This is a genomic window from Marinilactibacillus sp. XAAS-LB27 (assembly GCF_036039175.1).
GTDB lineage: Bacteria > Bacillota > Bacilli > Lactobacillales > Carnobacteriaceae_A > Marinilactibacillus.
Window position 1 is genome coordinate 41,182 of the sequence record NZ_JAYXKP010000006.1, and the last position, 25,197, is coordinate 66,378.

Consider the following 25,197-nt stretch of genomic DNA (forward strand, 5'->3'; position numbering starts at 1 on the left):
TTTTCTCAAATCAAAAAAAGACATCCCTAGTCGCTAAAAACTAGAGATGTTCAGCATTATTCGTGGGTAATTTGTTTTCACTCCCACTCAATTGTAGCAGGTGGCTTGCTCGTAATATCGTATACTACGCGGTTAATATGATCCACTTCGTTTACAACACGTGTGGAGATTTTTTCTAGTACATCGAATGGGATTCTTGCCCAGTCTGATGTCATGCCATCAATAGATGTTACGGCGCGGATACCGATTGTATAGTCATACGTTCTACCGTCGCCCATAACCCCTACTGATTTGAAACCTGGTAAAACTGTGAAGTATTGCCATACATCGCGGTCGAGTCCTGCATTGGCAATTTCTTCTCGCAAGATGGCATCACTTTCACGAACGACTTCTAATTTTTCTTCTGTGACTTCACCTAGTACACGAATCGCAAGTCCTGGTCCCGGGAACGGTTGGCGCCATACTAAACTTGATGGCATGCCTAACTCTTCTCCAAGCGCACGTACTTCGTCTTTAAACAAGGTGTTCATTGGCTCAATCAATTCAAACTGCATGTCTTCCGGTAATCCACCTACGTTGTGGTGAGATTTGATCGTTTGTGCAGTCGTTGTTCCACTCTCAATAACGTCCGTATACAGCGTTCCTTGTGCTAGGAAGTCAATGCCTTCAAGTTTCGTCGCTTCGTCGTTAAAGACTTCGATAAACTCATTTCCGATGATCTTACGTTTCTGTTCAGGATCACTGACACCTGCAAGTTTGCTCATGAAGCGTTCTTTTGCATCTACACGAATCACATTCAGTCCAAATTTGTTCTCCAGACTCCCCATCACTTGATCGCCTTCACCTTTACGCAGCAAACCATGGTCTACAAAGATACAAACCAGCTGATCACCAATTGCTTTGTTCAGCAAGACACCTGTAACACTCGAATCTACCCCGCCTGAAAGTCCAAGCAACACTTTACGGTCTCCAACTTGCTCACGAATCTTATCTACTTCAAGATCGATAAACTGACCCATATCCCAGTTACCTTCAAAGCCACATACGTTAAATGCGAAGTTACGCAGGATCTCATTTCCATGTTCTGTGTGACGCACCTCTGGGTGGAATTGAACAGCATGGAAGTTCTTTGCCTTGTTTTCGATTGCGGCGATTGGACAATGTGGATTGATAGCTGTAATCTCGAATCCTTCTGGAAGTTCTGTTACATAGTCTCCGTGACTCATCCAAACCGTTTCTTCTTGTTCAAGAGTTGTGAACAATTCTGCTGAGCGGTTCTTGATTTCAAGAGTCGCCTTACCGTATTCACGCGTTCCGGCAGGTTCAACTTTCCCACCTAACTTGTGAGCCATTAGTTGCATCCCGTAACAAATTCCAAAGATTGGAATACCGAGTTCAAAAATCTCAGGATCAATTGAAAAAGCTTCTTCATCATAAACACTCATTGGCCCACCTGAGAAGATGATACCTTTAACGTTTGATTCTTTTAATTCTTGAGCTGTAACTGTATGTGGTAAAAGTTCTGAAAAGACGCCAAACTCTCTAATGCGGCGTGTAATTAACTGATTGAACTGACTACCGAAATCTAGAACAGCCATTTTTTCTACTTGTTGCGTAATGGATTCACTCACTAAATCTACACCTCTATTTTAAATTTTAATGACTCTTTTTTCGAGCCCTTACGTAATGATTTTTACTAGTGTATCATGATTGTTCGCTTTTATGTACCATAATTTCAATTTTTCACCGTTTTCTTTCTAAAATTAAAGAAAAGACAGTCACCTCCAAAATGACTGCCTTCCATAAAACCTATTAAAACACGTACATCATACTTATAAAAAGAACTAGTTCATTCCAAAACACGAATAATAGTCAGATCCATAAAGCTACTAAACCGTATTCAAATAGCGAACAAGGAATTTTTGATTTTTGATTATCTACCAAACCGAATGAACGCCAACTTAATATAAAAAACTACGACGCTTATTTATATTACTTTTGTTCATAGAAAAAAACCTTTCCCGCTAAACCATCTAATGTTGATCAGCGAGAAAGGTTAAATGACATTTAATTAAAGTTCTTTATATTCTACTTCAAGTGCACGTTTAACGGCTGGTCTTTCAAGAATCTTGTCTGCCCATGCTTTCAAGTTTGTGTATTCGTCAGCTTTCAAGAATTTGTCCGCTTCACCGTATAATTCGCCTTGAACAAGACGACCATACCATGGCCAGATTGCCATGTCTGCGATTCCGTACTCGTTACCATTCATATACGCATTGTCCGCTAAGTGCTTGTCTAAGAGATCAAGCTGACGTTTTGCTTCCATTGTATAACGGTTGATTGGATACTCTTGTGCTGTCGGTGCGTAGTTGTAGAAGTGACCAAATCCGCCACCTAAGAATGGTGCAGCTCCTGTTTGCCAGAATAACCAATTCATGAGTTCCGTGCGCTCAGCAAGTGCTGTTGGCATGAATGTCTCAAACTTCTCAGCTAGGTATAACAGAATCGATACAGATTCAAATACACGAATCGGTTGGTCTTCTGAGTGATCCATCATTGCCGGGATTTTAGAGTTCGGATTGATATTAACAAAGTCACTTCCGAATTGATCGCCGTTCATGATATTGATCTTATATAAGTCATACCCAGCATTTTCAACACCGGCTTCTTTTAATTCTTCTAGCATAATCGCTACTTTTACGCCGTTTGGTGTACCTAGCGAATAGACTTGTAGAGGTTGATCTCCTACTGGAAGTTTTTGTTCGAATCGGCTTCCGGCTGTAGGCTGGTTACCTGTTTCACTTTTTTCATCTGGTTCCCATTCCCATACTTCTGGAATTTCGTAGTTTGACATATTATCCACTCCTTATGATTTAACTTCAGTATACTGACTAATCCTTTTATTAACAAGAATTCCATTTTCATGCCATATCATTTGTAGTGATTTCACCAGATTCTTTGAATTCCCAATGTTAGTACAAATTAAAAAACGCTCAACAAGCGAGTCTTTCGACTCACGTGTTAAGCGCGTAAAGGGGACTAAATTATACGATAACCAAGTAAAGTAATCCTGCAAGAATTGCACCGATCATTGGAGCAACAACTGGGATCCAAGCGTATCCCCAGTTAGAACCACCTTTGTTCGCGATTGGTAAGAATTGGTGTGCAATTCTTGGGCCTAAGTCACGAGCAGGGTTGATTGCGTATCCTGTTGATCCACCTAGTGAAAGACCAATTGAAAGAATCAGCACCCCAACAACAAGTGGGTTCAAACCTTCAGTAAAGGTATTTTGTCCAAACATCATTAGACCAAATACTAGTACAAATGTACCGATTACTTCAGAAAGAATGTTGCTTGTAGTGTCTTCGATTTCTGCACCTGTTGCAAATGTACCTAAAATTGCGCCTTGATCAGTAGTGATTCTGAAGTGCGCTAGATAAGTTAACCACACTAGAACTGCTCCGGCAATACCACCAGCTACTTGAGCGATGATGAACGGTACAACCATTGCCCATTCAAAATCTCCAATAATCGCCATACCCAGTGTTACGGCTGGGTTCAAGTGAGCGGGTCCCATAAATCCTGCAATGTAAACAGCCATGGTTACAGCTGCTCCCCATCCCATTGTGATGGCTACCCATCCAGCGCCTTCAGCTTTACTTTTCTTCAAGCTTACTGCCGCTACTACACCGTCACCTAGTAAAATCAAAAACATTGTTCCTAAAAATTCACTAAAAATCGTTAATACGTCTCCACTCATCTAATTCAAGCTCCCTTTAATGTTTTTAAATCAGATTCAGCAATTGCTTTTTCCAATTCGTTTTTGTACTGTGTTCTTGCTTCATCTGACCATTCATTATAGCGAGCCATCTCTGAGATGACTGGTTCGATCACATTATCCAATGTGTCGCGCATAAACAGCATATGATTGGTACGGCGAATCAAGAAGTCACTTGGCGTTAAAGCCATTTCTTCTTGCATTGCATAACGTAGACTGATGGTATCTGCCATTGTTAAACCTTCTACTTGTTCAACTTCATCAAGTAGTGCGTAAACTTTTGGTGTGTTTGATCCGTAAAGATTAGCCAAGTAGGTTGCTTCGGATTCACTTAATCCTTTTTCCATACCAGATTTTGCTAAGGCTTCTGTTTCTTCGTCTACTTTTTGAGGATCGATGTCTCCACCAGATACTGCATATTTCTCAGAATCGATCAATTCGTATGATTTACCGAAGTCTCTATCTAAGATTTCAATTGCCAGTTTGATAGCGCCAAGAGCCATTTTACGGTAGTCCGTGATTTTACCACCGGCTACAGTTACTAAACCGTCTTCGTCCGTCTCAAGAGAGCTTCCGCGTGATAATTTAGATGGGCTTTCTTCTGCTTCTGGACTATTGCTTTCGATATTTTTGAGTACGTCCGCAACTTCATAGCGTTCTACTTTACCTTGTTGGTATTGTTCAACGATCGAAATCACTTCGTCAAAGCTTTCGTCTGAAACGGTTTTGTTACTTAGACCATTATAGTCAGATCCACCATTTGTTGCGATTAGTGGACGTAAACCTGCCCAACTTGATTCGATATCATCTAACGTGATATTTGCTGATGGATAACGACCATTCACGATTTCTAACAAGTAATCCACGTCTTCTTGCTCCACTTGTGGATTTGAGAAGTCGCCTTTGTAATCTGTGTCAGTTGTACCGAAATACGTTTTTTCTTCACGAGGAATCACAAACACCATGCGGCCATCTTGTTTACCTGTGTCAAAATAAGTGGGTTGCGGAACAAACAGTTTCTTGTTGTCGACGACTAAGTGAACACCTTTTGTTGGACGCATTTGAGGGGCTACCTCAAGTTTAGAGTCCATTTGACGAATCGTATCTGACCAAGGACCAGTCGTATTCATCACGATGCGCGCTTTGATACTGAATGTTTCACCAGTCAGTAAGTCTTCGACTTCGGCACCATTGGCTTTGCCGTTTTCGTCATGCGTAATGTTGACTACTTTCATGCGGCTCACCATGTGTCCACCATCTTCAGCGGCACGTTTGATGTTTTCAATCACTAATCGTGCATCGTTATTACGGTAATCCAAGTACACACCAGCACCTAGTAAGCCTTCGCTTTTCAGCTGTGGTTCACGTTCAAGGACTTCTTCTTTTGTTAGTGTATAGTTTGCGTATTTTGTTCCTGTGACGTTCGCCAACTGATCATATAGATCCATTGCGACTTTCAAAGAGAACATTGTAAACGTTGAGTTTGGTTCATCGTAGATGGGTAAAATCATTGGATCTGCTTTTGGAATATGTGGCGCAATCCCTTGAACAACGGCACGTTCTTGTACAGTATCTGCGACAACTTCAACGTCGAAGTTTTTCAAATAGCGTAAGCCACCGTGTACAAGTTTTGTTGAACGAGAAGACGTTCCTTCCGCAAAATCCTGCATTTCTACAAGTCCGGTTTTAAGACCAGAAGCACTGGCCTGCAAAGCAGACCCCGCTCCTGTAATCCCGCCACCAATAATGAGTACGTCTAATGTTTCTTCTTTTAAAGCTTGGATATCTTGCTTTCTTCTTTCAATTGAGAAAACCATAATCTTTTCCTCCTATGCTGCTCTTCCTACGCTTCTGGTTTGTATACTTGAGTTGCCTTAACAGCTAATCTCCAGTTTTTGTATAGTTTTTGACGTTCTTCTTCTGACATTTGAGGTTCGAATGTTCCGCCTTCTTCGTACATGTCTTTGATTTCGTCCATGCTTTCCCAGAATCCAACAGCTAAACCAGCTAGATAAGCTGCACCTAGTGCTGTTGTTTCCAAGTTGTGTGCACGTTGTACTTTTGTACCCAAGATATCTGCTTGGAATTGTAATAACCAGTCGTTATTAGCTGCTCCGCCATCTACTTTTAGTAATGGAATATCGATTCCAGCATCTTTGTTCATTGTGTCGATAACGTCACGTGCTTGGTAAGCAATCGATTGTAAAGTCGCTTTAACAAAGTCTTCTTTTGTTGTTCCACGAGTTAAGCCAAATACTGAACCACGTGCGTCTGAATCCCAGTATGGTGCACCTAGTCCAGTGAAGGCTGGAACGACAACGACTTCGTTATCACTCTTAGATTTCTTCGCTAGCGCTTCTGAATCCGCTGAGTTTTCAATCATTTTAAGTCCATCACGTAACCATTGGATAGATGAACCAGCAACGAAGATACTTCCTTCTAATGCATAGTAAATCTTACCGTTGATACCGTAACCGATTGTTGTTAGTAAGTTGTTTTCTGAAAGTTGAGGTTTCTCACCTGTATTCATAACGATAAATGAACCTGTACCGTAAGTGTTTTTAACCATTCCTGGCTCAAATGCCATTTGACCGAATAATGCTGCTTGTTGGTCTCCTGCCATTCCTGAAATCGGTGTGTTTGCTCCGTAGAAGTGGTAGTTTGCTGTTTCGCCATAAACTTCTGAGTTTGATCTAACTTCTGGCATCATTGCCATTGGAATGTTCAGTAAGTCTAGGATTTCTTGATCCCATTCTAGTTTGTGAATGTTGAATAACATTGTACGACTTGCGTTAGAGTAATCTGTTACGAATGATTTTCCACCCGTTAATTTCCATACTAACCAAGTGTCAACCGTTCCGAATAGTAATTCTCCTTTTTCAGCACGTTCTTGAGCGCCTTCTACGTTATCAAGAATCCAACGAATCTTAGTAGCTGAGAAGTAAGAATCAATAATCAAACCTGTTTTTTCGTGGATCATTTTTGAATGTCCAGCTTCGTGTAATTTTGAAGCGATTGGTGCTGATTGACGAGATTGCCATACAACTGCATTGTAGATTGGTAATCCTGTTTCTTTATCCCAAACGATTGTTGTTTCACGTTGGTTTGTGATTCCGATACCAGCGATATTTTCTGGTTTGACACCGGATTCAATAAACGCGCCAGCAATAACAGATTGAACTGAATTCCAGATTTCATTCGGGTTGTGTTCTACCCAACCACTTTGAGGGAAAATTTGAGTGAACTCTTTTTGTGAGCTACCAATTGTATTTAGTTGTTTATCATAAATGATTGCTCTTGAGCTTGTTGTTCCTTGGTCAATCGCCATAATATACTTAGTCTCTGTCATAATTAAAATCCTCCTATTTATAATCGATTGTTGCAACCGATTTCTTTACTTTATTATTGTAACCGTTTTTCACTGAATAAAAATGTCAGCTTTTTATGAATTTTTGAATTTTTTGAGAGTTTTCAATTTCTTTCGGAAGTATTTTGTGATTATAGCAATGCTTTAGCACCAGCAAAGATACCGTTTTCCTTTTAGTGACGTGCTTTCATTGAAAAGGGTACCAGAAAAATAACAGGAGAGATAAAATGGTTCGTTAGTTTCTCTCCGCTTAGTAAAGTTCTGTGTGAGGGATTGAAATACTTAATTAGTCCCTCTCAGCTTGGTAAACTTCTGCGAGAGGGACTGAAACGCTCAGTTAGTCCCTCTCCACCTGGTAAACTTCTGCGAGAGGGAATGAAACGGTCAGTTAGTCCCTCTCCGCTTAGTAAAGTACTGAGAGAGGGAATGAAACGCTTAGTTAGTCCCTCTCCACTTGGTAAAGTTCTGTGTGAGGGACTAAAACGCTCAGTTAGTCCCTCTCCACTTGGTAAACTTCTGCGAGAGGGAATGAAACGTTCAGTTAGTCCCTCTCCACCTGGTAAACTTCTGCGAGAGGGAATGAAACGCTCAGTTAGTCCCTCTCCGCTTAGTAAAGTACTGTGAGAGGGAATGAAACGCTTAGTTAGTCCCTCTCCACTTGGTAAAGTTCTGTGTGAGGGACTAAAACGCTCAGTTAGTCCCTCTCCACTTGGTAAACTTCTGCGAGAGGGAATGAAACGTTCAGTTAGTCCCTCTCCACCTGGTAAACTTCTGCGAGAGGGAATGAAACGCTCAGTTAGTCCCTCTCCGCTTAGTAAAGTACTGTGAGAGGGAATGAAACGCTTAGTTAGTCCCTCTCCACTTGGTAAAGTTCTGTGTGAGGGACTAAAACGCTCAGTTAGTCCCTCTCCACTTGGTAAACTTCTGCGAGAGGGAATGAAACGTTCAGTTAGTCCCTCTCCACCTGGTAAACTTCTGCGAGAGGGAATGAAACGCTCAGTTAGTCCCTCTCCGCTTAGTAAAGTACTGTGAGAGGGAATGAAACGCTTAGTTAGTCCCTCTCCACTTGGTAAAGTTCTGTGTGAGGGACTAAAACGCTCAGTTAGTCCCTCTCCACTTGGTAAACTTCTGCGAGAGGGAATGAAACGTTCAGTTAGTCCCTCTCCACTTAGTAAAGTACTGTGAGAGGGATTGAGCCCTTGCTTAATCTCCCTTTTCTAAAACCTCATAGGAAAAACTTTACATCTTCCTTTTGTTTCCTAAAAAAAGAACAAGCCACAGGTTAGACACTGTGCTTGTTCTAGGCATTGAGTTCTTGAATGATTCTCTGGATGTTTGCCATATCAAAGGAAGACAGTATTTCCGAGAGAATATAGACGCGAGCTTCTTGGTATTGATGTTCTTCATCTGGTTTTTCATTTGTTAGGATCAGATCATATGATTTACTAGGTTGATACACTTCAATTTGAATTCCATTAATGGGACGCATTTTAAGAATCAGTAATTGACTGAGTGTATCTTTGTAAAGTCCATCCATTTTTAAATCGATACCGATTTGTATCACTGTCGCCATCTTGAATGAAATCAGCGTCAGTAAGCTAATGTACTTGAGTAATTCCATCTTGAGTAGACTATTGTCGCCCACTTCTGTGCTCATAAATTTATCTGTACTGGTCGTGAGTAAGGTTCGAGCTAATGGCACAAGATTCTTTCCAACGACTTGTTTTTCTCTCGCCAGCATTTCTTCATACTCATAGATTTCGATATCTCCTTGGAAAAAGTACAGTCTTGTATGAATATGGGTTAAATGATAATACATATCTCGTTCCAGCATGTAAGGAAGTTTACGAAACTTGAAATGAATGATAATCGTTTCTACTATATAAGTGTCTAGTGAAGCGATTGGGGCATGCCGATCACGAATTAGCGTATACTCATGAAAATCATGTTCCGTCAGAATAGGAAAAGCGAGTAAGAAAGCGAAGTGAAGCATCGCCTCTTCTTCATCCACCTCTATTGAATACCGACTGTAATAGCGCAAGACCATGACATGTATTTTATGGTACAAGGGGTCTTTCAAGTAGGGGTGCATCTGCTTGCGCAATTGTTTGTAGTTTTTATTTTTGTTGGTAATCCGAGATTTACTGATGATCAGCCAGATATTCAAGCGCTGACGGTTCTCAGGAACGATGTTGACTTGCAGGAAATTTTCTACGGATTGTACGGCCTGAGTGATTTGCTGATCGGAGCGCAAATGGATTAAGGCTGATTTATCTTCTATATAATAGTAGAACTGAAAATAAAAATAGCGGATCTGCAGTTCTTCTCCTTGTAATTGACCGTTGCGAATCTTGAGTCCGAACTCTTTTAAGTGCGTGTTCAGTTCCTTTATTTTGCGGAACAAAGACGAATCGCTGATGGCTAGTTGTTGCGTTAACTGGGTGATTGAAAACTCTTGGTGCTTGAACAAATAATTGATGATTTCCATTTTAATCGACTGGTCCAGATAGATGCGGTAAATGTGCTGCAATGAAATGTGATCACTCATGGTCAGCTTGATCTCTTGACCGTCATAATCGACTTGAACTTGATCGTTGAAAACTTCGATACGTGATGTGATGGATTCCAGATCATTTTCAAGAGACGCTTTTGAAACGGCTAAGTGATCCAGCATCTTACCATACGACAGAATGCCGTTATTCAAAACAAGCTGCTTGAAAATCGTGATTTCTCTGACTTCATTCTTTTCAAGGAAGTGTTCAACTTTCATCTTCGTCAATCCTTTCTTCCATCCAAGAAACCAAATTCGTTGTTGAAACCATTGGAGAATAAGCAGGATGGAAAAAATAATCTTTTTGTTGTAAGTCTTCTAGCGTCTGTTTTGTTTGAATCGCTAGGGCCAGTGTATTGATTTTTTCTAGAATATTCGCTGTTGAAATCATTTGTGCGCCTAAAATCACTTCGGTGTCCGCATCGTAGACCCATTTCAGCGTAACAGTCTCTGAATTTGGTAGGCTGTTTAAGCGTACGGTTTGTCGGCGCGTTTTGACTTTCTGGTTCGTAAACAAACTTTCAGCTTCGGTCATGCCAGTACTGGCAATATAGTGACCAAAGATAGACGTGCCGATTGTCCTTAAGGATCCATTGAAGGTGACTGTTGGCTCCATTAAATTGGCTGCTGCTACGATACCGGTTCGGACAGCATTGTTGATCAGTGGAATGTAGACCATGTCTTCTCCTGGCCCAGAAAGCTGGATGCAGTCTCCCACTGCAAAAACATCTTTAACAGAGGTTTTAAGGTAACGGTCAACCGCAATGGTCTGATCCATATGCAGTTCAACCTGTGTATCTAGAAAGTGTAAATTGGGTCTAACGTTCACGCCCATAATAACCGCATCGCTGGTAACAGAATCCTCTCCAAGGTGAACCGTTACTTTCTGCTCCTCGTTTGTTTCTATAGAAGAAACAGTTTGTCTCAGTTTTAAATCGATACCTTCTTCAATCATTTTCTGTTCGATTGGTTGAATCATTTCTTCATCTAGATATTTAAATAAAACATAATCCATACTCTCAATCAGGGTGACTTGTTTTTGTTTTTTGTTTAGTAGATCAGCAGCCTCTACACCAACCTGTCCACCACCGATGATCGTTACGTGCTGGCTCTCTTCTACTTTAACAAGAGCCGCTTGTGCTTCTCCGTAACGTTTATATTTCAGCACACTTTCATGCGCACTACCGTCAATTTTCTCAGACAGTTGTCTTGAACCTGTTGCGATAATCAGTTTGTCGTACGAGATTAGTTCTTCTTGTTCTGAATAATCATAGTGAAGGATTTTTTGAGTCGTGTTGATTTTTTGAACCGTCGCACCTAAATGGCACTGGACTTTTTGAGTTTCTAATTGTTCTTTTGTGATAAATCGTGCTTCATCTAGATGCTCGATTTTCTGTTCCCAGTATAAATGCAGACCGTTTGGAATGTATCCTAAAGTAGATTGTTTTTCCAGCAAGATAATTTCTGCATGAGGGTGTTTTTTTCGCACTTCTAAAGCAGCAGCTACTCCTGCAAAAGACGCACCTATAATAACTACTTTCATTCCATTACTCCTAGTTGATCGATTTTTGATTAGTATACCATAGCTTGAACGACAATTGTTTCCACTTATAAACCTTGCTCTTTTAATCAATCATACTTATTTTGTAACCGATTCTGTTGATTAATCATCTACAAAGTTCTAAGCTAAGCTTATTATCAGACTTTTATAAAAAGTATAAGGGAGCTCAACTTATGAAACTACTAAAAAATGCACTTATCAGAGGGTTTATCCCCTTCGTAATTATGACCGGTATATCCTTGATTATGCGTGCACAAGAGTTAGACAGCTTCCAAGTGAACTCTACTTTTATTACAGGTATAATCATTACCGCTGTCGCTGCTGCCTCCGTTATTTATGATATAGAAAGTTGGAGTATCCAGAAGCAGTCCGTTGTCCATTTTATATTTATGTTATTGACCGTTTTTCCCTGTCTTTTATTAAGTGGTTGGTTTCCAGTTAATGGCATTAAAGATATGATCTTAGTTCTTGGTGTTTTCATCGTTATCGGGGCATTACTTTGGTCCATCGCCTATTTTGTGAGAACCAAATTACTTTCTGATTAGTCTTTTTGAGACTTGATTTAATACCAAATTATTTTTGAAAGTAAATTGAAGGTATGCGAAAAAGAGCAGAATGTACTTCTGCCATTTTAATAACGCTATTTCAATTTTTAGATTAACGCATCACCGATCCGCCTGAAAGGTTGATATTTTCCCCGATAATGTTTTCTGCAGCATCAGATAGTAGATATGCAATCGTGTTGGCAACTTCATCTGCGTTGGTAATGCGTCCAGTCGGTAATTTTTCACTTTCAATCTTGAGTTGTTCTTCAAAACTGCGACCTTCTTGCTCGCCTTTAGAACGAATACCATTTCTTCCCATTTCCGTATCGACATATCCTGGGCAGACACCGTTAACTCGAACGTTGTGTTCAATGGCTTCTAGTGCAAAGGATTGAGTGAATGCATTCAGTGCAAACTTAGATCCAGTGTACGCCGTTCCTCCATAGGTTCCTCTAACGCCTGAAAGAGAAGAGACATTGACGATAGACCCTTTTTTGTCTTTTTTCATATTTTTATAAATTCTTTGCGTCAAGAGAATCGGCACTGTGTGATTTAAGTGCATCACGCGCTCTAATTCTTCTTGAGTTAAGTCTTCTAAAATTCCTCCACCAGTCATCCCCGCTGAATTAACCAGTAAAGAAACAGTTCCAAAGGTTTCTTCTGCGATTAGAACCAATTTCTCTCTGTCAATTGCATCTGTTAAGTCAGCAACAAACATTAGAACCTCCGCATTCGGCGACTCGTTTTCGATTTCTTTTTTTAACTCGCTCAAAACTTGTTCTTTTCTACCCGTAATCGTAACGTTAGCACCCATAGCAGCTAATACCTTCGCTGTCTCACAACCGATTCCTCCAGTTGCTCCTGTAACTAAAGCATGTTGCCCTTTAAATACATCAGATGAAAAAATAGACATAGTTTTCCTCCTAAAAGTATATGTTCTTGTTAATTGAATTGTGACATATAAAGAAATGATTTTCTAATATTATGTTTGTTGAATGGGTTAGGTTATAAATCGAAAGCAAAGACCATGAAACCATCCAAATAAGAGGGTTTCATGGTCTTCTATTTATTACTTTAGTCTATGACTATTGAATTATAGTTCTGCACCATTCGATTCAATGACTTGCTTGAACCATTTAAATGAATCTTTCTTGCTACGTTCCATTGTTCCCTTACCTTCGTTGTCACGGTCTACGTGGATCATGCCGTAACGCTTCTTCATTTCACCGGTAGTGAATGAAACGATGTCGATAACGCCCCAAGGTGTATACCCCATCAATTCAACACCATCATAGTTTACGGCTTTTTCCATTTCTTTGATGTGCTCACGCATGTAAGAAATACGTTCATCATCATGGATGCTGCCATCTTCTTCAATTGTATCTACTGCGCCAAATCCATTTTCTACAATGAATAATGGAATTTGATATCTGTCCCATAGACGGTTCAACGTGTAACGCAAACCAACTGGATCAATTCCCCATCCCCAGTCACTGGATTTGATATAAGGATTTTCGATGTCGTGTGCAAGAGATCCGTGAACGGCAGACTCACCTAAGTTAGAAGTATCCTTCGTGCTATCTACAGCCGTTGACATGTAGTAACTGAAGCCTAGATAATCCACTTTACCATTTTCTAGAATCTCTTTATCGCCTTCAAGGATCGGAATATTCAATCCCTCACGCTCAAATTCTTTTAGTGTATAGCTAGGGTATTCTCCTCTAACGTGTACATCTGGGAAGAAATAACGCAAGCGCATATATTCTTCTGCCAGCATCACATCAGCTGGATTAGCTGTCAGTGGATAAACCGGTACGTGAGAAACCATGGCACCAATTTGGAAATTAGGATTGATTTCTTTTCCTTTTGAAACCGCTAGAGCACTGGCGATTAATTCGTGGTGACCCGCAGTGTACATTAATTCTTTACGGTTCTCCCCTTCTTTAGCCACAAGTCCAGAATTCGTCCACAAGAATAAGTCATTGTTGTAGTCCATTTGATTGTTGATCTCGTTAAATGTCATCCAGTAAGTCACTTTATCTTTGTATCTTTCTAGTACTGTTTCTGCAAAGCGTACAAAGTGGTCAACCACTTCACGATTACGGAATCCACCATATTCGCGAGCAAGGTGTAGAGGCATTTCAAAGTGCGTTAGTGTAATCACTGGCTCAATACCATTTGCCAACAATTCGTCGAATAAATCATCATAGAACTTCAATCCTGCTTCGTTTGGTTCCATTTCGTCCCCTTTAGGGAAAATACGAGACCACGCAATAGACGTACGTAAAGCTTTCAAGCCCATCTCAGCAAATAATTGTACATCTTCTTTGTAGCGGTTGTAGAAATCAATTGCTTCGTGATTGGGATAAAATTCTTCTGGATCAATGGTATCCGTAATACGACGTGCTTTCTTTGGTCCACCAACCGTTACGACGTCAATGACACTTGGTCCTTTACCATCTTGATCCCATCCACCTTCGAATTGGTGAGCTGCTAATGCGCCGCCCCATAGAAAATCTTTTGGAAAAGTATTCATTTTCTGTTTCCTCCTATTTTTTAACTTTTATAATGCTATCTTCTGTTTCAGCTGTTTGAGCAACAGACACTTCTTCGAAGTTGTCTGTGTTTGTTACGATAACGGGTGTTACGGTCGAACGACCAGATTCTTCAATAGCTTTCATATCAAATTCCATCAGTAAATCGCCATGAGAAACTTTTTGTCCAGTTTCAACGTGAACCGTGTAAGGTGCACCTTCAAGTTCAACGGTTTCTAATCCAATGTGAATCAGAACTTCTACGCCATCTGTTGAGGTTAGACCGATTGCATGTTTTGTCTTCGCAATCATTTTAACTTCTCCATCAAATGGTGCATAAACTTTTTGATCCATCGGTTCGATCGCAATTCCTTGTCCCATTGCGCCAGAAGCAAATACCGGGTCTGGAACATCTGATAATTGTACGAGTGTCCCTTTAATTGGTGGATAAACATTCATGATTGTTCCACTTTCAGGATCTGCTACAACTGGAGCAGAGTCGTCTTTGATTTCTTTAGCTGCATCTGAATGTTTTCCTGTTTCTGTTTGAGCAACTTCGTCATCTCCGTAACCAAAGATCTGAACTAAGATTACTGGTAAAACCAAAGCAATAATAATCCCAATTAAAACACCCCAGAAAGACCCAGGATTTTCTGGACTATAGTTGTTCATGATTGTGATCATACTTGGTAGTCCAGTATAAACGAATGAGTAAACATCGAAGAAACTGGCTACCAAGGCACCAACTGCACCAGATATAATCCCTATAAAGAACGGTTTTTTGAAGCGTAAGTTTACGCCATAGATTGCTGGTTCTGTAATTCCGAAGATACCTGTAATGGTTGCAGAAAGACTGACACTACGTACTTCTTGTTTTTTCGCTTTAATAAAGACGGCTAGTGCTGCACCAACTTGTGCTACAACGGCGATGGTTTGATAAGCCTGGAATGAATCCATTCCATATTGAGCGTGGTTCGCCAAGACGACTGGTGTAATCCCCCAGTGAACACCTAGCAATACAAAGAATTGCCAAAATCCACCGACTAAAATACCTGCTAGAGGTGGGAATGTTTGCGATAACCAAGTATACCCTGCAGCAACGGCATTTGCACCGGCTGTAGAAACTGGACCAATAACCATGATTGTTAACGGTACAGCTATGATGACTGCTAATAGTGGTGTAAACAAACGAGTGACAACGTCTGGAAGTATCTTTTCAATCCAGCGTTCCAGATAAGACAATAACCAAACCAGTAAAATAGCTGGGATAACCGTTGACGTATAAACGGTTTCACTGAGCGGCATGCCAATAAAGTTAATTGCTTCACCTGCGCCAGCTCGTTCAGCTAGAGCTGTAAAACCAGGAGCTACTAAAGCAGCATTAGCGAAAACAGCGATATAAGTATTTGTTTTAAAATGTTTAGATGCTGTAATGGCAATGAAGATCGGTAAGAATGTGAAAGGCGCCCACGACATGGCATCGAATACTTGGTAAGTTCCAGAATCGACAATGGATGGCCAGATGCTTGATAAAATAATCAATGATCCTTGAATCATCCCTGCGCCTGCTAGGATGTAGACAAATGGCGCAAATACTGCAGACATTGTTGCGATAATACGATTAATAATCGTCTCTTTTTCTTTGTTCGGGTTTTCATTATTGTTGTTACCTTCAGCTGTACCTGACAAATCTGTAAACTCTTCGTAGACTTTATCGACGTTATTTCCAATTACGATTTGGAATTGTCCACCCTTGCGGACGACATCGATAACACCAGCAATATTCTTAACACGATTGACCATTTCTTCGCTTTCATCGTTCAATACTAAACGAAGTCTTGTAGCACAATGTGTTGAATTGGATACGTTGTTCTCTCCACCAATTTCTTCTAGTATATTCGCTGCTAGCTCACGGTTCTTGTTCTCCTTCATAACCTGTCTTCTCCTCCTAAAAGCTTAACTGTTTATTCGACCTAATAAAATAGTGCGCTTACAAAATATAAAATTGTATGGGTATACTTTCGGTCGTTACTTTTACAAGTATAATTATACCCATACAATTTGTCAATACCCATATAATAAAATTGTGGTATACTAGAAAACAACGAATAACTCAGGAAAAGGAGATTACGCGGTGAATAAATACCAAGCGGTTGCTCAGCAAATGAATCAGTTCATTCAACAAAATAACTTATCTCAAGGAGATAAGCTCCCTACATTGAATGATTTAGCCGAAGAATACCAAGTCAGTAAAAATACGATTATCAAAGCTGTTGAAATGCTTGAATCTCATGGTATTGTCTATCAAGTAAGAGGCAGTGGTACTTACGTGCGTGGTCGACATAGAAAAGGGTTTGTAAATTTAACAGATGTCCATGGGTTTCAAGGGATACTGAAGGAATTCAACTTAACTTCCGACGTGATTGAACTAAAGGAAATCGAACCCGATGAAAATATTGTAGAAATACTTAAATTAAAAGAGCACGAAACTGTCTACTACCTTAAAAGAGTTCGTCAAATTGAATCTCGTCCACTATGTATTGAAGAATCTTACTATAATAAGTCTTATGTTCCTTACTTGAATGAAGACATCGTTCAAAATTCTGTCTTTAGCTATTTGAGAAACGACTTGAAAATTGATATCAATTTTTCTGATTTTTTTATGCGTATTGGAAAATTAAACGAAGAACAAGCCGGTTATCTCAATTTAAAACCTCAAGACCCTTCTATTGATATTGAATCAATTTATTACTTGAATAATGGACATCCTTTTGATTATTCTTTAATCAAATATCATTACGAAGAAGCACAGTTCTATATGCAAGGGAATAAATTATAATTTTTTTACTACGTAAATATATGTAAAGTAGTATTCTTAAAAAAAAGCACAAACCACTTCTTATATGGGTTTGTGCTTTTAACTAATCTATTGTAATGCTGTTACATAAAAAATATTAATAGCCCTTAAAAAGATTACTTTTACAAGTAAAAATAATTAAAACTAAGATATATCTCTTACTCAAAAAACAAGTAAATTAGTACTATAATTTTATTGCTGTATTTCTTATCTTTGATAAGATTTTTTGTTTTACTATATATTTATAAAGCAATTTCAACTTTTAAGTTAAAATCAATAGTACCAGAGAAATATTCCCCTTTATTTGCATTGAAAATTTTAGCTTCAAAGAAAATACCTTCTTTTATGAAAATAGCGCTTTCTATTGTTATTTCTCCTTCTTGATATACCTCATACTCAGAAAGAGTAGATTGAATAATATTTATTAAATCTTCTGCTGCAAATTGCGCATTATTCTGATCTGCTAAAATCCTTTGAGGAATTTCGTCGTTCCAATGCCAAGGTATTAACTTTCTTCCGTAGCGCCATCTTTCAATAATATTTACTTTGGTTAGGTCATCCGTAATATCTTTTCCGGCATGTTCACTTACTATTACTTGAAGATTTCCGTTAGTTCTCTCAATAGCAGAAGATAGAGCTTTAAATACTTTTTTTACTGCTTTAAGTTCTTCATCCTTCGAATCAGGTTCAGTACTGTCTGGAAAGTGCGTTTGACTCGGCTGATCAACTACTAAGAGACTAGGTACATAAGGTATCTTTTGATTAATAAACATCTCATGCAAGGCTAATAAAGTCGCCATATGATAACCTAACCAATTAGCTCCACTACCAATTTCGCGAAGCCAGGCAGCTCGCCCATTTTCATCTATAACCCTAATAGTTAATTTGTTAGTATCTAGTTGAATTAAGTCATTTCCTGTTTCCAAATCTAACAGACTTCCATAATGACCTGCGATTCTCGAGAATTTAAATAAAGCCGTTTCTTTTTTTTCAGTTAATACCTCAAATTCTACATACTTTAGTAACTCTCTTTCTTCATCCTCTAGCGATACAATCTCACCAGCCAAGAGGCTTTCAGAATCTGGAGTCGCGTGTGCTTTAATAAATTCAGAAAGTTGACCAATAAACATAGCTTGCTGCTCTTTGTTAATTATAATTTCTTGAGTTTCATCTTGTATATATTTTCGCTCAGCCTTGATCTGTTTCAGCTTCATTTCTTTAGAAGATATTCCTTTTTTTAAATCTATTTCTTCTCTATCTAACATTGGTTGAACCAACGTTAGAGCTTTCCACTGCGCTTCTAAATTTCTAGATGTTTCTACTAATTTATCCAATTCATGATTGTGTAATTTAGATTCACTTCCACATAAAGGACAAGTATGGTGAGAATTTAAATCATTGATTAACCAAGATGTCGAAGACAGACGATCTTTTTTTCTCAATGAATTTTTCTCCGACGAATTTTTAGCTGACGATAAATCTTTAATTTGAATAAGTTTAATACGTAATGTTGCTATGTCAGTTTGAAGTATATTTTCTTCTTTTTTTAAATACGAGAGTCGATCAGTATTGATATCATTTCCATCAATTACCCAATTTCTACTTTCTTTCCAAGTTACTATTACATCCTTAAGTCTTTCTAATAGAACTATTGAATCAGTGTTTTCAATATTAATTTCCGAAACAAGCCCATACTGATTGGCTAAAACATACCTACCTTTTAAATCTCCCGAATAATTTTCTATATTATTTTTTAAATCTTCAAGTTGACGTTTTTTATGTGTAATCATTCTTCTAACTTCTTTGAGCCTATGTTGCTTTATTAAAGTTTCTGCATTCACAACCCCCAATACAAGCGGAAATATTTCTTTTAGTTTTCTAGCATGTTCCTCTTTGTCTGCTTCAAAAAACATAGTTTCGTTATTAGCAACTATTCTTTGAGGCTGAAACATAAAGGCCGTCATATCAGAAATAGAAGCTCTCCCTTTATAACCATTGCCTGTATCGTTAAAATCTGAATTCGTCTTAGGAATCTGGGCAAGTCTTTCTAAAATCCCTTTTGCAATATTGCGATTAGAGTTTTTTACAGGATTTTTAGGTATATTTATTTTTTTGCCTTCTTCGATGTAATAGTCACTAGTAGAATCTTTATCAAGAGGATCTTTCCTTATAAACAGTTTTTCTCCTTCTACGGTTTTAAATAAGATACCGTACCATGATGAATTCTTTCTAATTGGACCTATTTTCGGTATGGAACACCCATTTGAACCTAAACAGTAATCTATTATCTCAATTAGAGCTGATTTCCCACTACCGCTAGATCCTGTTATGTAATTGATAACACCTTCCTGAAATACTATTTCTCTAGGTTCTTTTTCTGGCTTTTTTGACCATATTATTAACTTTAATATAGAAAATTTCATTGTAACGGCTCCACTCCTAGTATAGTTAAGTACTCAAAATCAGATAAATTTCCGGCCCACTTCCCTAACTTGCTAGCTGCATCAAGAATTTCTTTAGTTTCTCCTGAAGTTTTCTGAGGAATATTATAAGGTAACGTGTAAATATATCCTTGTTCGATTTTTAATATTTTACAAGCAATTGCCATGTTTAAAGAACGGAACGTTCTGTGCTTCATGTTTTTTATACGACCGTTAATATTGAAAACAACTTCATTTTGTGCTAAAGAGCTCTGAGTATCTTTATCTAAAATCGAACGTAACCCAGAAGACACTCTCCTTTTAATAATTATCTTTCTACTTTTCTTTTGATACACAAGGGGTAAAACACAAATTAAATGCCATAATGTTATTGACTTATCAACATCTTTTGTTTCTGAGTAAAACCCATTGGCAAATGCATATAATGCATTTGCTCCTAAAGCTGTATTTTGCATTATTTCATACTCCATTACCATCTTTTCTCTCATTGCTCTAATAATCCTTTCAACAATATTTTGTAGTTTGGATGCCACCCGATAAGTGGTTCTTCCTTTGCCGTAAAATGTGCTAATGCATGAAAATTACCACTCGTTATAGATTTGGGCATGATTTCATTATGTATAAAGCTATCCTTTTCCAGTGTCAAATCTAAACACTCTAAACCGGTAAGCTCATCTGTTTCTAAGTTCATTCTACAAGCTCTTTTCATAGCAATTTTCCAAGTCTTTTCAAGATCTCTTTGATAAATAGATAGTGTTGTTTCAGATACTACACCATCGTCTGTCCAACTTAGTCTAGTTTCGTGGGCATGATTATAATCAATAATCGCTTCTCTTATCGTATTTTCATCTAAATTTATCCAGTCAAGTTGTTTTACAAATCCATGAGATTCATAATTACTGGTATCAACTTGTTGCTCGTAAGGTGCTACTAGTGCAGACAAACGAGCAACATTAATCCTTTTAACTTGTCCTTTTAGTTCTTTATCAAACTCTTCTCTCAATATTCTAGATGGTTGGTTAGAGGTTGCCGCTTCAATTATCTTTCTTTTGACCCATCCATTCATTTGATCAAATAGAGCAATCTTCGCATTTCTATCGAATGCTCTAAATATTTGTATTTTTTCAATATCTCCCCCAAATTCTGGACATACTTTATCAAAAACAGATATTTTCATTATCATATCAGTTAAAGCTCGTCTATTTAATTTTTCTATAGTTTTCCAATAAGGAATTAATTCTGTCCTCAACGTTTTACTCATATACTCAATATCATCAATAATCTTATCTGCAGTTTTTTCTTCTCTACTATCATTTATACGCTTTACTAAACTCTTATCACTAACTTGACCGCTCGTAACTAAGTGAAATTCTGCTTTTTCTAAAATTTCAGGTTCTAATAATATCATTTCAGACCAGATATGTAACGTTTTCCAAAGAGAAGTACTTCTGTCCGCTAAAGGAGAGCCTGAATTGATAGTCGATTTGTCTTGTTCGAAAACTTTATTTTGATTATTTTTGTGAATACTAACATCATCTAAATCTTCAATTCCAACAGCAATAACATCAATTTTTGATTGAAAAAGATTATATGTCGCACGATCGAATTGATACAAGTATCCCAACGCATTTCCTAGTGCTGAATGATCCGCAGCCATTCTTTCACTCTCCTAAATAAGAATTTATTAAATTAGTTCAATTTAAAGTGTTTTCTAGTAATAATTTGTTACCTTATATATTTTAATATGAAGAAATTTATAGTTATTATATGATCGATTTTAGATAGTTTATTAATTTACTATAGCGTATACATAAAACAATTTTATCATACTTTATCTAATGATAAGTTATTTCCTATAAATCGTTTAGATTAATACTGTTTTTAATTACGAATTAGGTTACCTTAATTTCTATATCTTCAATTCAATTAGTTACTGTTAAAATATATATTTAAGAAAATATAATGTGTTCAAAAGTCTTCTAAACCATTTATTAATTAAAATAATTTTTCTTTTATTTAATTCTATTGCCCTTTTTGATTAGAATCTACTCCTTTAATTTAAAATTCTAAAAATTTTTAAAACGTACGATAAGCTTTTAAGTTAATTTATAGAAAGACTTCCCTTCTACTTTTGTGCTATAATTTTCTTGCGTGTGGCTAGATTTTCCACTTGTGTTTCGCAAGTTTTGATAACATTGCTAGGGCTTATAGCTTTACGCAACTGATACGCTGACGCTTTTATAAGCAGATTGAGCCTAAGGAGTTGCCACACGCAATTTTTTTTAGGAAGTGATATTATGAGTTTTTTCTCTAGTATTCAAGATCGAAATGATTTCTTTAGACTTTTAGGTATCTCTAAGCAACAAATGACTTACTTATTATACAATAAAGAAAAGAAGGGTACCGAAAATTCCTACCATACTTTTGAAATAGAAAAGAAAAGTGGTGGTGTACGAGTGATAAACGCACCAAATGAGGAATTAAAATATATTCAAAAAAAATTAGCTGCTCTACTTTGGACGGCCCAAAAAGAAATCTGGAAAGTCAATGAAGTAAAACCTAATATATCTCATGCTTTTCAAAAAGAACAAAGCATTATAACCAATGCTAAAATACATAGAAATAAAAAGTATGTTTTAAATGTAGACTTAGAAGACTTTTTTAATAGTTTCCATTTCGGCAGAGTTAAAGGCTTCTTTGAGAAGAATAGAGAATTTAAAGTCCCGGAAGAAGTAGCATTAATTATTGCACAGTTAACGTGCTACCAAGGCACTTTACCTCAAGGTTCTCCTAGTTCTCCAATAATTACTAATTTAATATGTAAAATATTAGATTTTAGAATCTTAAAACTTTCAAAAAAATATAAGCTAGACTATACAAGATATGCAGATGACTTAACATTTTCAACAAATGACAAACCATTTTATAATCAAAGAGAGAATTTTTTATTAGAATTAGAAAAAGAAATTAAACGAGCTGGTTTTTCAATGAATGAAAAAAAGACTAGGTTTCAATTTAATACTTCACGCCAAGAAGTAACAGGGTTAGTCGTTAACAAAAAATTAAACGTTCCCAAAGAATACTACAAAAATACCAGAGCGATGGCTCACAGTTTTTATAAACACGGACAATTTTTTGTTCATGGCGAACAGGGCAGTATCAACCAACTAGAAGGCCGTTTTGCATTTATTAATCAATTAGATAGATATAATAATTCTATTGAATACAAAAAAGATCTCTTGTCCATTAGAAAAAGAGATAACAATCAGTATAATAATTTACTATCTTTGAATGCTAGAGAAAAACAATATCAACAGTTTTTATTTTGTAAATATTTCTTCGCTAACGAAAAACCGGCTATTGTGACCGAGGGAAAAACAGACATTCGCTACTTAAAAGCTGCTTTGAAAAAGTTTCATGCCGACTACCCTAATCTCGTAGAAAAAGTAGATTCCGAATATATTTTTAAAATAACGTTTTTGCGAAGAAGTAAGCGTTTGAGATACTTTTTCAACTTTTCATTAGATGGTGCTGATGCCATGAAAAATTTATACAATTTTTTCTGCGATAAAGATAATAAGATTTATCCTAATTATTTAAAATACTTCAATTCTATTAACCCTTCTATGTCGAAAAATCCAATTATATTTATTTTTGACAACGAAATTCCAAATGGGAAAAAAAGTAAACCTCTAAAAAGCTTTATTAATCATGTTGGAAAATCTACGCAACTTAATAAAGAACTAATTAAAGATAAGTTGTCTTTAAGAATTGAAAATAATTTGTACTTGTTAACAAATCAATTAATGCACTATAACAAGGAAAATGAGTTAGAAGACTTATTCGACGAAAAAACTTTATGTCATAAAATTGACGGCAAAATTTTTTCTAAAAACGGAGATAGTAAAATGAACTATGGTAAGGAAATATTTTCTAAATATATTTTAGATAATTATAATCAGATAAACTTAGATAATTTTAAAATCATTTTAAATAATTTGAGTGCGATAATTGATGACTACCAAAATTCCGTATAAATATTTTAAATATTGAGAAATTATTATTTTCAGTCTTATAAATTTCATTTTAAATTAGTTTAATTACATTATTGCATACTTTAATTTAATTAACTTTTCTAGCACATCATTCTGCTATATTTTTTTAAAGCTTAAATATTACTTTACGAAGTATTTATCAAAGACTATCATTCTCGATGTAGTATTAAAAAGTTTATTACAAGAGCTTATCGCTAATATCAGTAAAAGATATTAGTGATAAGCTCTTTATCTATCTTGACAATTTTATGGCACATTAAAGCTGCAAGACTAACCATCAAAAGAACTGATAATTAAATTAATTTTTCATATTGAAATATATTTATAGCCACCTAATGTTTTTTCAACAACAACTGATCGATAAAATGATCTGTTGTTTTATGGACGATCATATCCGCTCTAAACCTTGTTGGAAGAATATATTCTTCTAAGTTTGTAAGATTGATTGCCTTCCAAACTTTACGCGCCGTATCAAAAGCTTTTTCTCTATTTCCAGTCGCGAGTTCATAGTAATAGTTTGTCGGATCTTGAAAGGCAGTATCCAGCAGTAACCCGAAGCGTTCTAGATACCATTTTTCGATTCGTTCCGGTTCAGCATCTACATAGAAACTGAAATCAAAAAAGTCGCTGACAAAGATTTTTTCATTTGCCGGTAGTTGTAAGACATTGATCCCTTCCACGATTAGAATATCTGGCTGATCAATGACGGCATATTTGTCAGGAATAATGTCGTAGAATTTATGTGAATACACGGGTACTTCAATGTTTCGGTGACCACTTTTCACGTCTCCCATAAAACGAATCAAACGCTGCATATCGTAGCTTTCAGGGAATCCTTTACGGTTCAGACTATTCTTTTCTTTCAGAACTTCATTTGGATAAAGAAATCCGTCTGTCGTAATCAGATCTACTTTTCGATTTGGGTACGCTCGGTCCATCATCATCTGAAGAAGTCTCGCCAAGGTACTTTTCCCAACAGCCACGCTTCCAGCAATCCCTATAATGTAAGGATCTTTTCTAGCAGGTTGGTTCAATAGCGTTTTCATTTCGCGTTGACGTTCATCATAGTGCTTGATATGTGTATGCAGTATCTGCAAAATAGGCACGTAGATTTCTTTAACGTCTTTCATTGAAATCCGGTCATTCAGTGACCTCAATGATTCTAGTTCCTCATCGGTTAGGGTCAATCTAGTATGTTCATTGAGTTCTTTCCATTCATCTCTATCAATAATATAAAATGTATCGGATTCTTGCATGCGGTATAAACCTCCGCTTCTCTTAGTTTCTAGTCGTGTTCAAGTTTACCAAAATAAACAGATTTTGACTATCTAAATTCTAAACGCTTTAGTAGACCACTCTCTTTTATCCTGGAAAATTTTCATGTAAAATAGAATTCTTTGATTATAAAGGGGTTCTTTATGTATTTTTAAATTAATATTGATACGATATAGTGGAGTCTAACAGTCAAGTATAGTACGATTGTAGTACAGGAATCACAGAGTAACGC

At 37.1% G+C, this 25,197-nt stretch carries 17 protein-coding genes; 3 read left to right on the top strand and 14 right to left on the bottom strand.

The features are described from left to right. Positions 1-77 precede the first annotated feature (77 nt). The 7 genes from guaA to VXN63_RS08575 form a co-directional block, all read right to left on the bottom strand. Positions 78-1,598, bottom strand: a complete 1,521-nt coding sequence (guaA, locus tag VXN63_RS08545; RefSeq protein WP_327757768.1) for a glutamine-hydrolyzing GMP synthase — start codon at positions 1,596-1,598, stop codon at positions 78-80. Between the two features lie 473 nt (positions 1,599-2,071). Continuing rightward, positions 2,072-2,854 (bottom strand): glutathione-dependent disulfide-bond oxidoreductase, encoded by a 783-nt coding sequence (gene yghU, locus VXN63_RS08550; protein WP_327757616.1) that lies wholly within the window; start codon positions 2,852-2,854, stop codon positions 2,072-2,074. Between the two features lie 190 nt (positions 2,855-3,044). After that, on the bottom strand, positions 3,045-3,761 hold the full coding sequence (locus VXN63_RS08555; protein WP_327757617.1) for an MIP/aquaporin family protein: 717 nt from the start codon (positions 3,759-3,761) through the stop codon (positions 3,045-3,047). 5 nt (positions 3,762-3,766) lie between these two features. Continuing rightward, positions 3,767-5,596 carry a type 1 glycerol-3-phosphate oxidase gene (gene glpO, locus VXN63_RS08560; protein ID WP_327757619.1) on the bottom strand — a complete coding sequence of 610 codons (1,830 nt, stop codon included), beginning with the start codon at positions 5,594-5,596 and terminating at the stop codon, positions 3,767-3,769. Positions 5,597-5,622: 26 nt separating this feature from the next. Further along, a complete protein-coding gene (gene glpK / locus VXN63_RS08565; RefSeq protein WP_327757621.1) occupies positions 5,623-7,128 on the bottom strand; it encodes a glycerol kinase GlpK in 1,506 nt (501 codons plus the stop codon). A gap of 1,318 nt (positions 7,129-8,446) precedes the next feature. Next, on the bottom strand, positions 8,447-9,916 hold the full coding sequence (locus VXN63_RS08570) for a helix-turn-helix domain-containing protein (RefSeq protein WP_327757769.1): 1,470 nt from the start codon (positions 9,914-9,916) through the stop codon (positions 8,447-8,449). Continuing rightward, a complete protein-coding gene (locus VXN63_RS08575) occupies positions 9,906-11,240 on the bottom strand; it encodes an FAD-dependent oxidoreductase (protein ID WP_327757623.1) in 1,335 nt (444 codons plus the stop codon). Before VXN63_RS08575 ends, VXN63_RS08570 begins: the two co-directional genes overlap by 11 nt. Positions 11,241-11,431: 191 nt before the next feature. On the opposite strand from VXN63_RS08575, the gene VXN63_RS08580 reads away from it, so the two are divergent. After that, positions 11,432-11,803, top strand: a complete 372-nt coding sequence (locus VXN63_RS08580; RefSeq protein WP_327757625.1) for a DUF3021 family protein — start codon at positions 11,432-11,434, stop codon at positions 11,801-11,803. Positions 11,804-11,915: 112 nt separating this feature from the next. On the opposite strand, the gene VXN63_RS08585 is transcribed toward VXN63_RS08580, so the two are convergent. From VXN63_RS08585 to VXN63_RS08595, 3 genes are all read right to left on the bottom strand, one after another. Then, entirely contained in the window at positions 11,916-12,716 is an 801-nt protein-coding gene (locus VXN63_RS08585; protein WP_327757626.1) for an SDR family NAD(P)-dependent oxidoreductase, read from the bottom strand. Between the two features lie 180 nt (positions 12,717-12,896). Continuing rightward, positions 12,897-14,339: a 6-phospho-beta-glucosidase gene (locus VXN63_RS08590; RefSeq protein WP_327757628.1), complete on the bottom strand. Its 1,443-nt coding sequence runs from the start codon at positions 14,337-14,339 to the stop codon at positions 12,897-12,899. A gap of 13 nt (positions 14,340-14,352) precedes the next feature. Next, positions 14,353-16,269 (bottom strand): beta-glucoside-specific PTS transporter subunit IIABC, encoded by a 1,917-nt coding sequence (locus VXN63_RS08595; RefSeq protein WP_327757629.1) that lies wholly within the window; start codon positions 16,267-16,269, stop codon positions 14,353-14,355. Between the two features lie 202 nt (positions 16,270-16,471). Here VXN63_RS08595 and VXN63_RS08600 point away from each other — a divergent pair, with 202 nt between their 5' ends. Beyond that, positions 16,472-17,176, top strand: a complete 705-nt coding sequence (locus tag VXN63_RS08600) for a GntR family transcriptional regulator (protein ID WP_327757630.1) — start codon at positions 16,472-16,474, stop codon at positions 17,174-17,176. A gap of 260 nt (positions 17,177-17,436) precedes the next feature. Here VXN63_RS08600 and VXN63_RS08605 read toward each other — a convergent pair whose 3' ends face one another. From VXN63_RS08605 to VXN63_RS08615, 3 genes are read right to left on the bottom strand one after another with little or no spacing between them, the layout of a single operon-like run. Beyond that, on the bottom strand, positions 17,437-19,617 hold the full coding sequence (locus VXN63_RS08605; protein ID WP_327757631.1) for a DUF3732 domain-containing protein: 2,181 nt from the start codon (positions 19,615-19,617) through the stop codon (positions 17,437-17,439). Next, a complete protein-coding gene (locus tag VXN63_RS08610) occupies positions 19,614-20,123 on the bottom strand; it encodes a three component ABC system middle component (protein WP_327757632.1) in 510 nt (169 codons plus the stop codon). The genes VXN63_RS08605 and VXN63_RS08610 overlap by 4 nt, the downstream gene beginning before the upstream one ends. Beyond that, positions 20,120-21,292, bottom strand: a complete 1,173-nt coding sequence (locus tag VXN63_RS08615) for an ABC-three component system protein (protein ID WP_327757633.1) — start codon at positions 21,290-21,292, stop codon at positions 20,120-20,122. The genes VXN63_RS08610 and VXN63_RS08615 overlap by 4 nt, the downstream gene beginning before the upstream one ends. Positions 21,293-21,932: 640 nt before the next feature. Between VXN63_RS08615 and VXN63_RS08620 the strand changes: the two genes are divergently transcribed. Continuing rightward, positions 21,933-23,672, top strand: coding sequence for a retron Ec67 family RNA-directed DNA polymerase/endonuclease (locus VXN63_RS08620; protein ID WP_327757634.1), 1,740 nt, complete (start codon positions 21,933-21,935; stop codon positions 23,670-23,672). A 350-nt stretch (positions 23,673-24,022) separates the two neighbouring features. On the opposite strand, the gene coaA is transcribed toward VXN63_RS08620, so the two are convergent. Further along, positions 24,023-24,946 (bottom strand): type I pantothenate kinase, encoded by a 924-nt coding sequence (gene coaA / locus VXN63_RS08625; protein ID WP_327757635.1) that lies wholly within the window; start codon positions 24,944-24,946, stop codon positions 24,023-24,025. Positions 24,947-25,197: the final 251 nt, after the last annotated feature.

Coding starts and splice junctions, on each gene's coding strand:
- guaA (WP_327757768.1), bottom strand. CDS start 1,598: ATGGCTGTTCTAGATTTCGGTAGTCAGTTCAATCAGTTAATTACACGC.
- yghU (WP_327757616.1), bottom strand. CDS start 2,854: ATGTCAAACTACGAAATTCCAGAAGTATGGGAATGGGAACCAGATGAA.
- VXN63_RS08555 (WP_327757617.1), bottom strand. CDS start 3,761: ATGAGTGGAGACGTATTAACGATTTTTAGTGAATTTTTAGGAACAATG.
- glpO (WP_327757619.1), bottom strand. CDS start 5,596: ATGGTTTTCTCAATTGAAAGAAGAAAGCAAGATATCCAAGCTTTAAAA.
- glpK (WP_327757621.1), bottom strand. CDS start 7,128: ATGACAGAGACTAAGTATATTATGGCGATTGACCAAGGAACAACAAGC.
- VXN63_RS08570 (WP_327757769.1), bottom strand. CDS start 9,916: ATGAAAGTTGAACACTTCCTTGAAAAGAATGAAGTCAGAGAAATCACG.
- VXN63_RS08575 (WP_327757623.1), bottom strand. CDS start 11,240: ATGAAAGTAGTTATTATAGGTGCGTCTTTTGCAGGAGTAGCTGCTGCT.
- VXN63_RS08580 (WP_327757625.1), top strand. CDS start 11,432: ATGAAACTACTAAAAAATGCACTTATCAGAGGGTTTATCCCCTTCGTA.
- VXN63_RS08585 (WP_327757626.1), bottom strand. CDS start 12,716: ATGTCTATTTTTTCATCTGATGTATTTAAAGGGCAACATGCTTTAGTT.
- VXN63_RS08590 (WP_327757628.1), bottom strand. CDS start 14,339: ATGAATACTTTTCCAAAAGATTTTCTATGGGGCGGCGCATTAGCAGCT.
- VXN63_RS08595 (WP_327757629.1), bottom strand. CDS start 16,269: ATGAAGGAGAACAAGAACCGTGAGCTAGCAGCGAATATACTAGAAGAA.
- VXN63_RS08605 (WP_327757631.1), bottom strand. CDS start 19,617: ATGAAATTTTCTATATTAAAGTTAATAATATGGTCAAAAAAGCCAGAA.
- VXN63_RS08610 (WP_327757632.1), bottom strand. CDS start 20,123: ATGAGAGAAAAGATGGTAATGGAGTATGAAATAATGCAAAATACAGCT.
- VXN63_RS08615 (WP_327757633.1), bottom strand. CDS start 21,292: ATGGCTGCGGATCATTCAGCACTAGGAAATGCGTTGGGATACTTGTAT.
- VXN63_RS08620 (WP_327757634.1), top strand. CDS start 21,933: ATGAGTTTTTTCTCTAGTATTCAAGATCGAAATGATTTCTTTAGACTT.
- coaA (WP_327757635.1), bottom strand. CDS start 24,946: ATGCAAGAATCCGATACATTTTATATTATTGATAGAGATGAATGGAAA.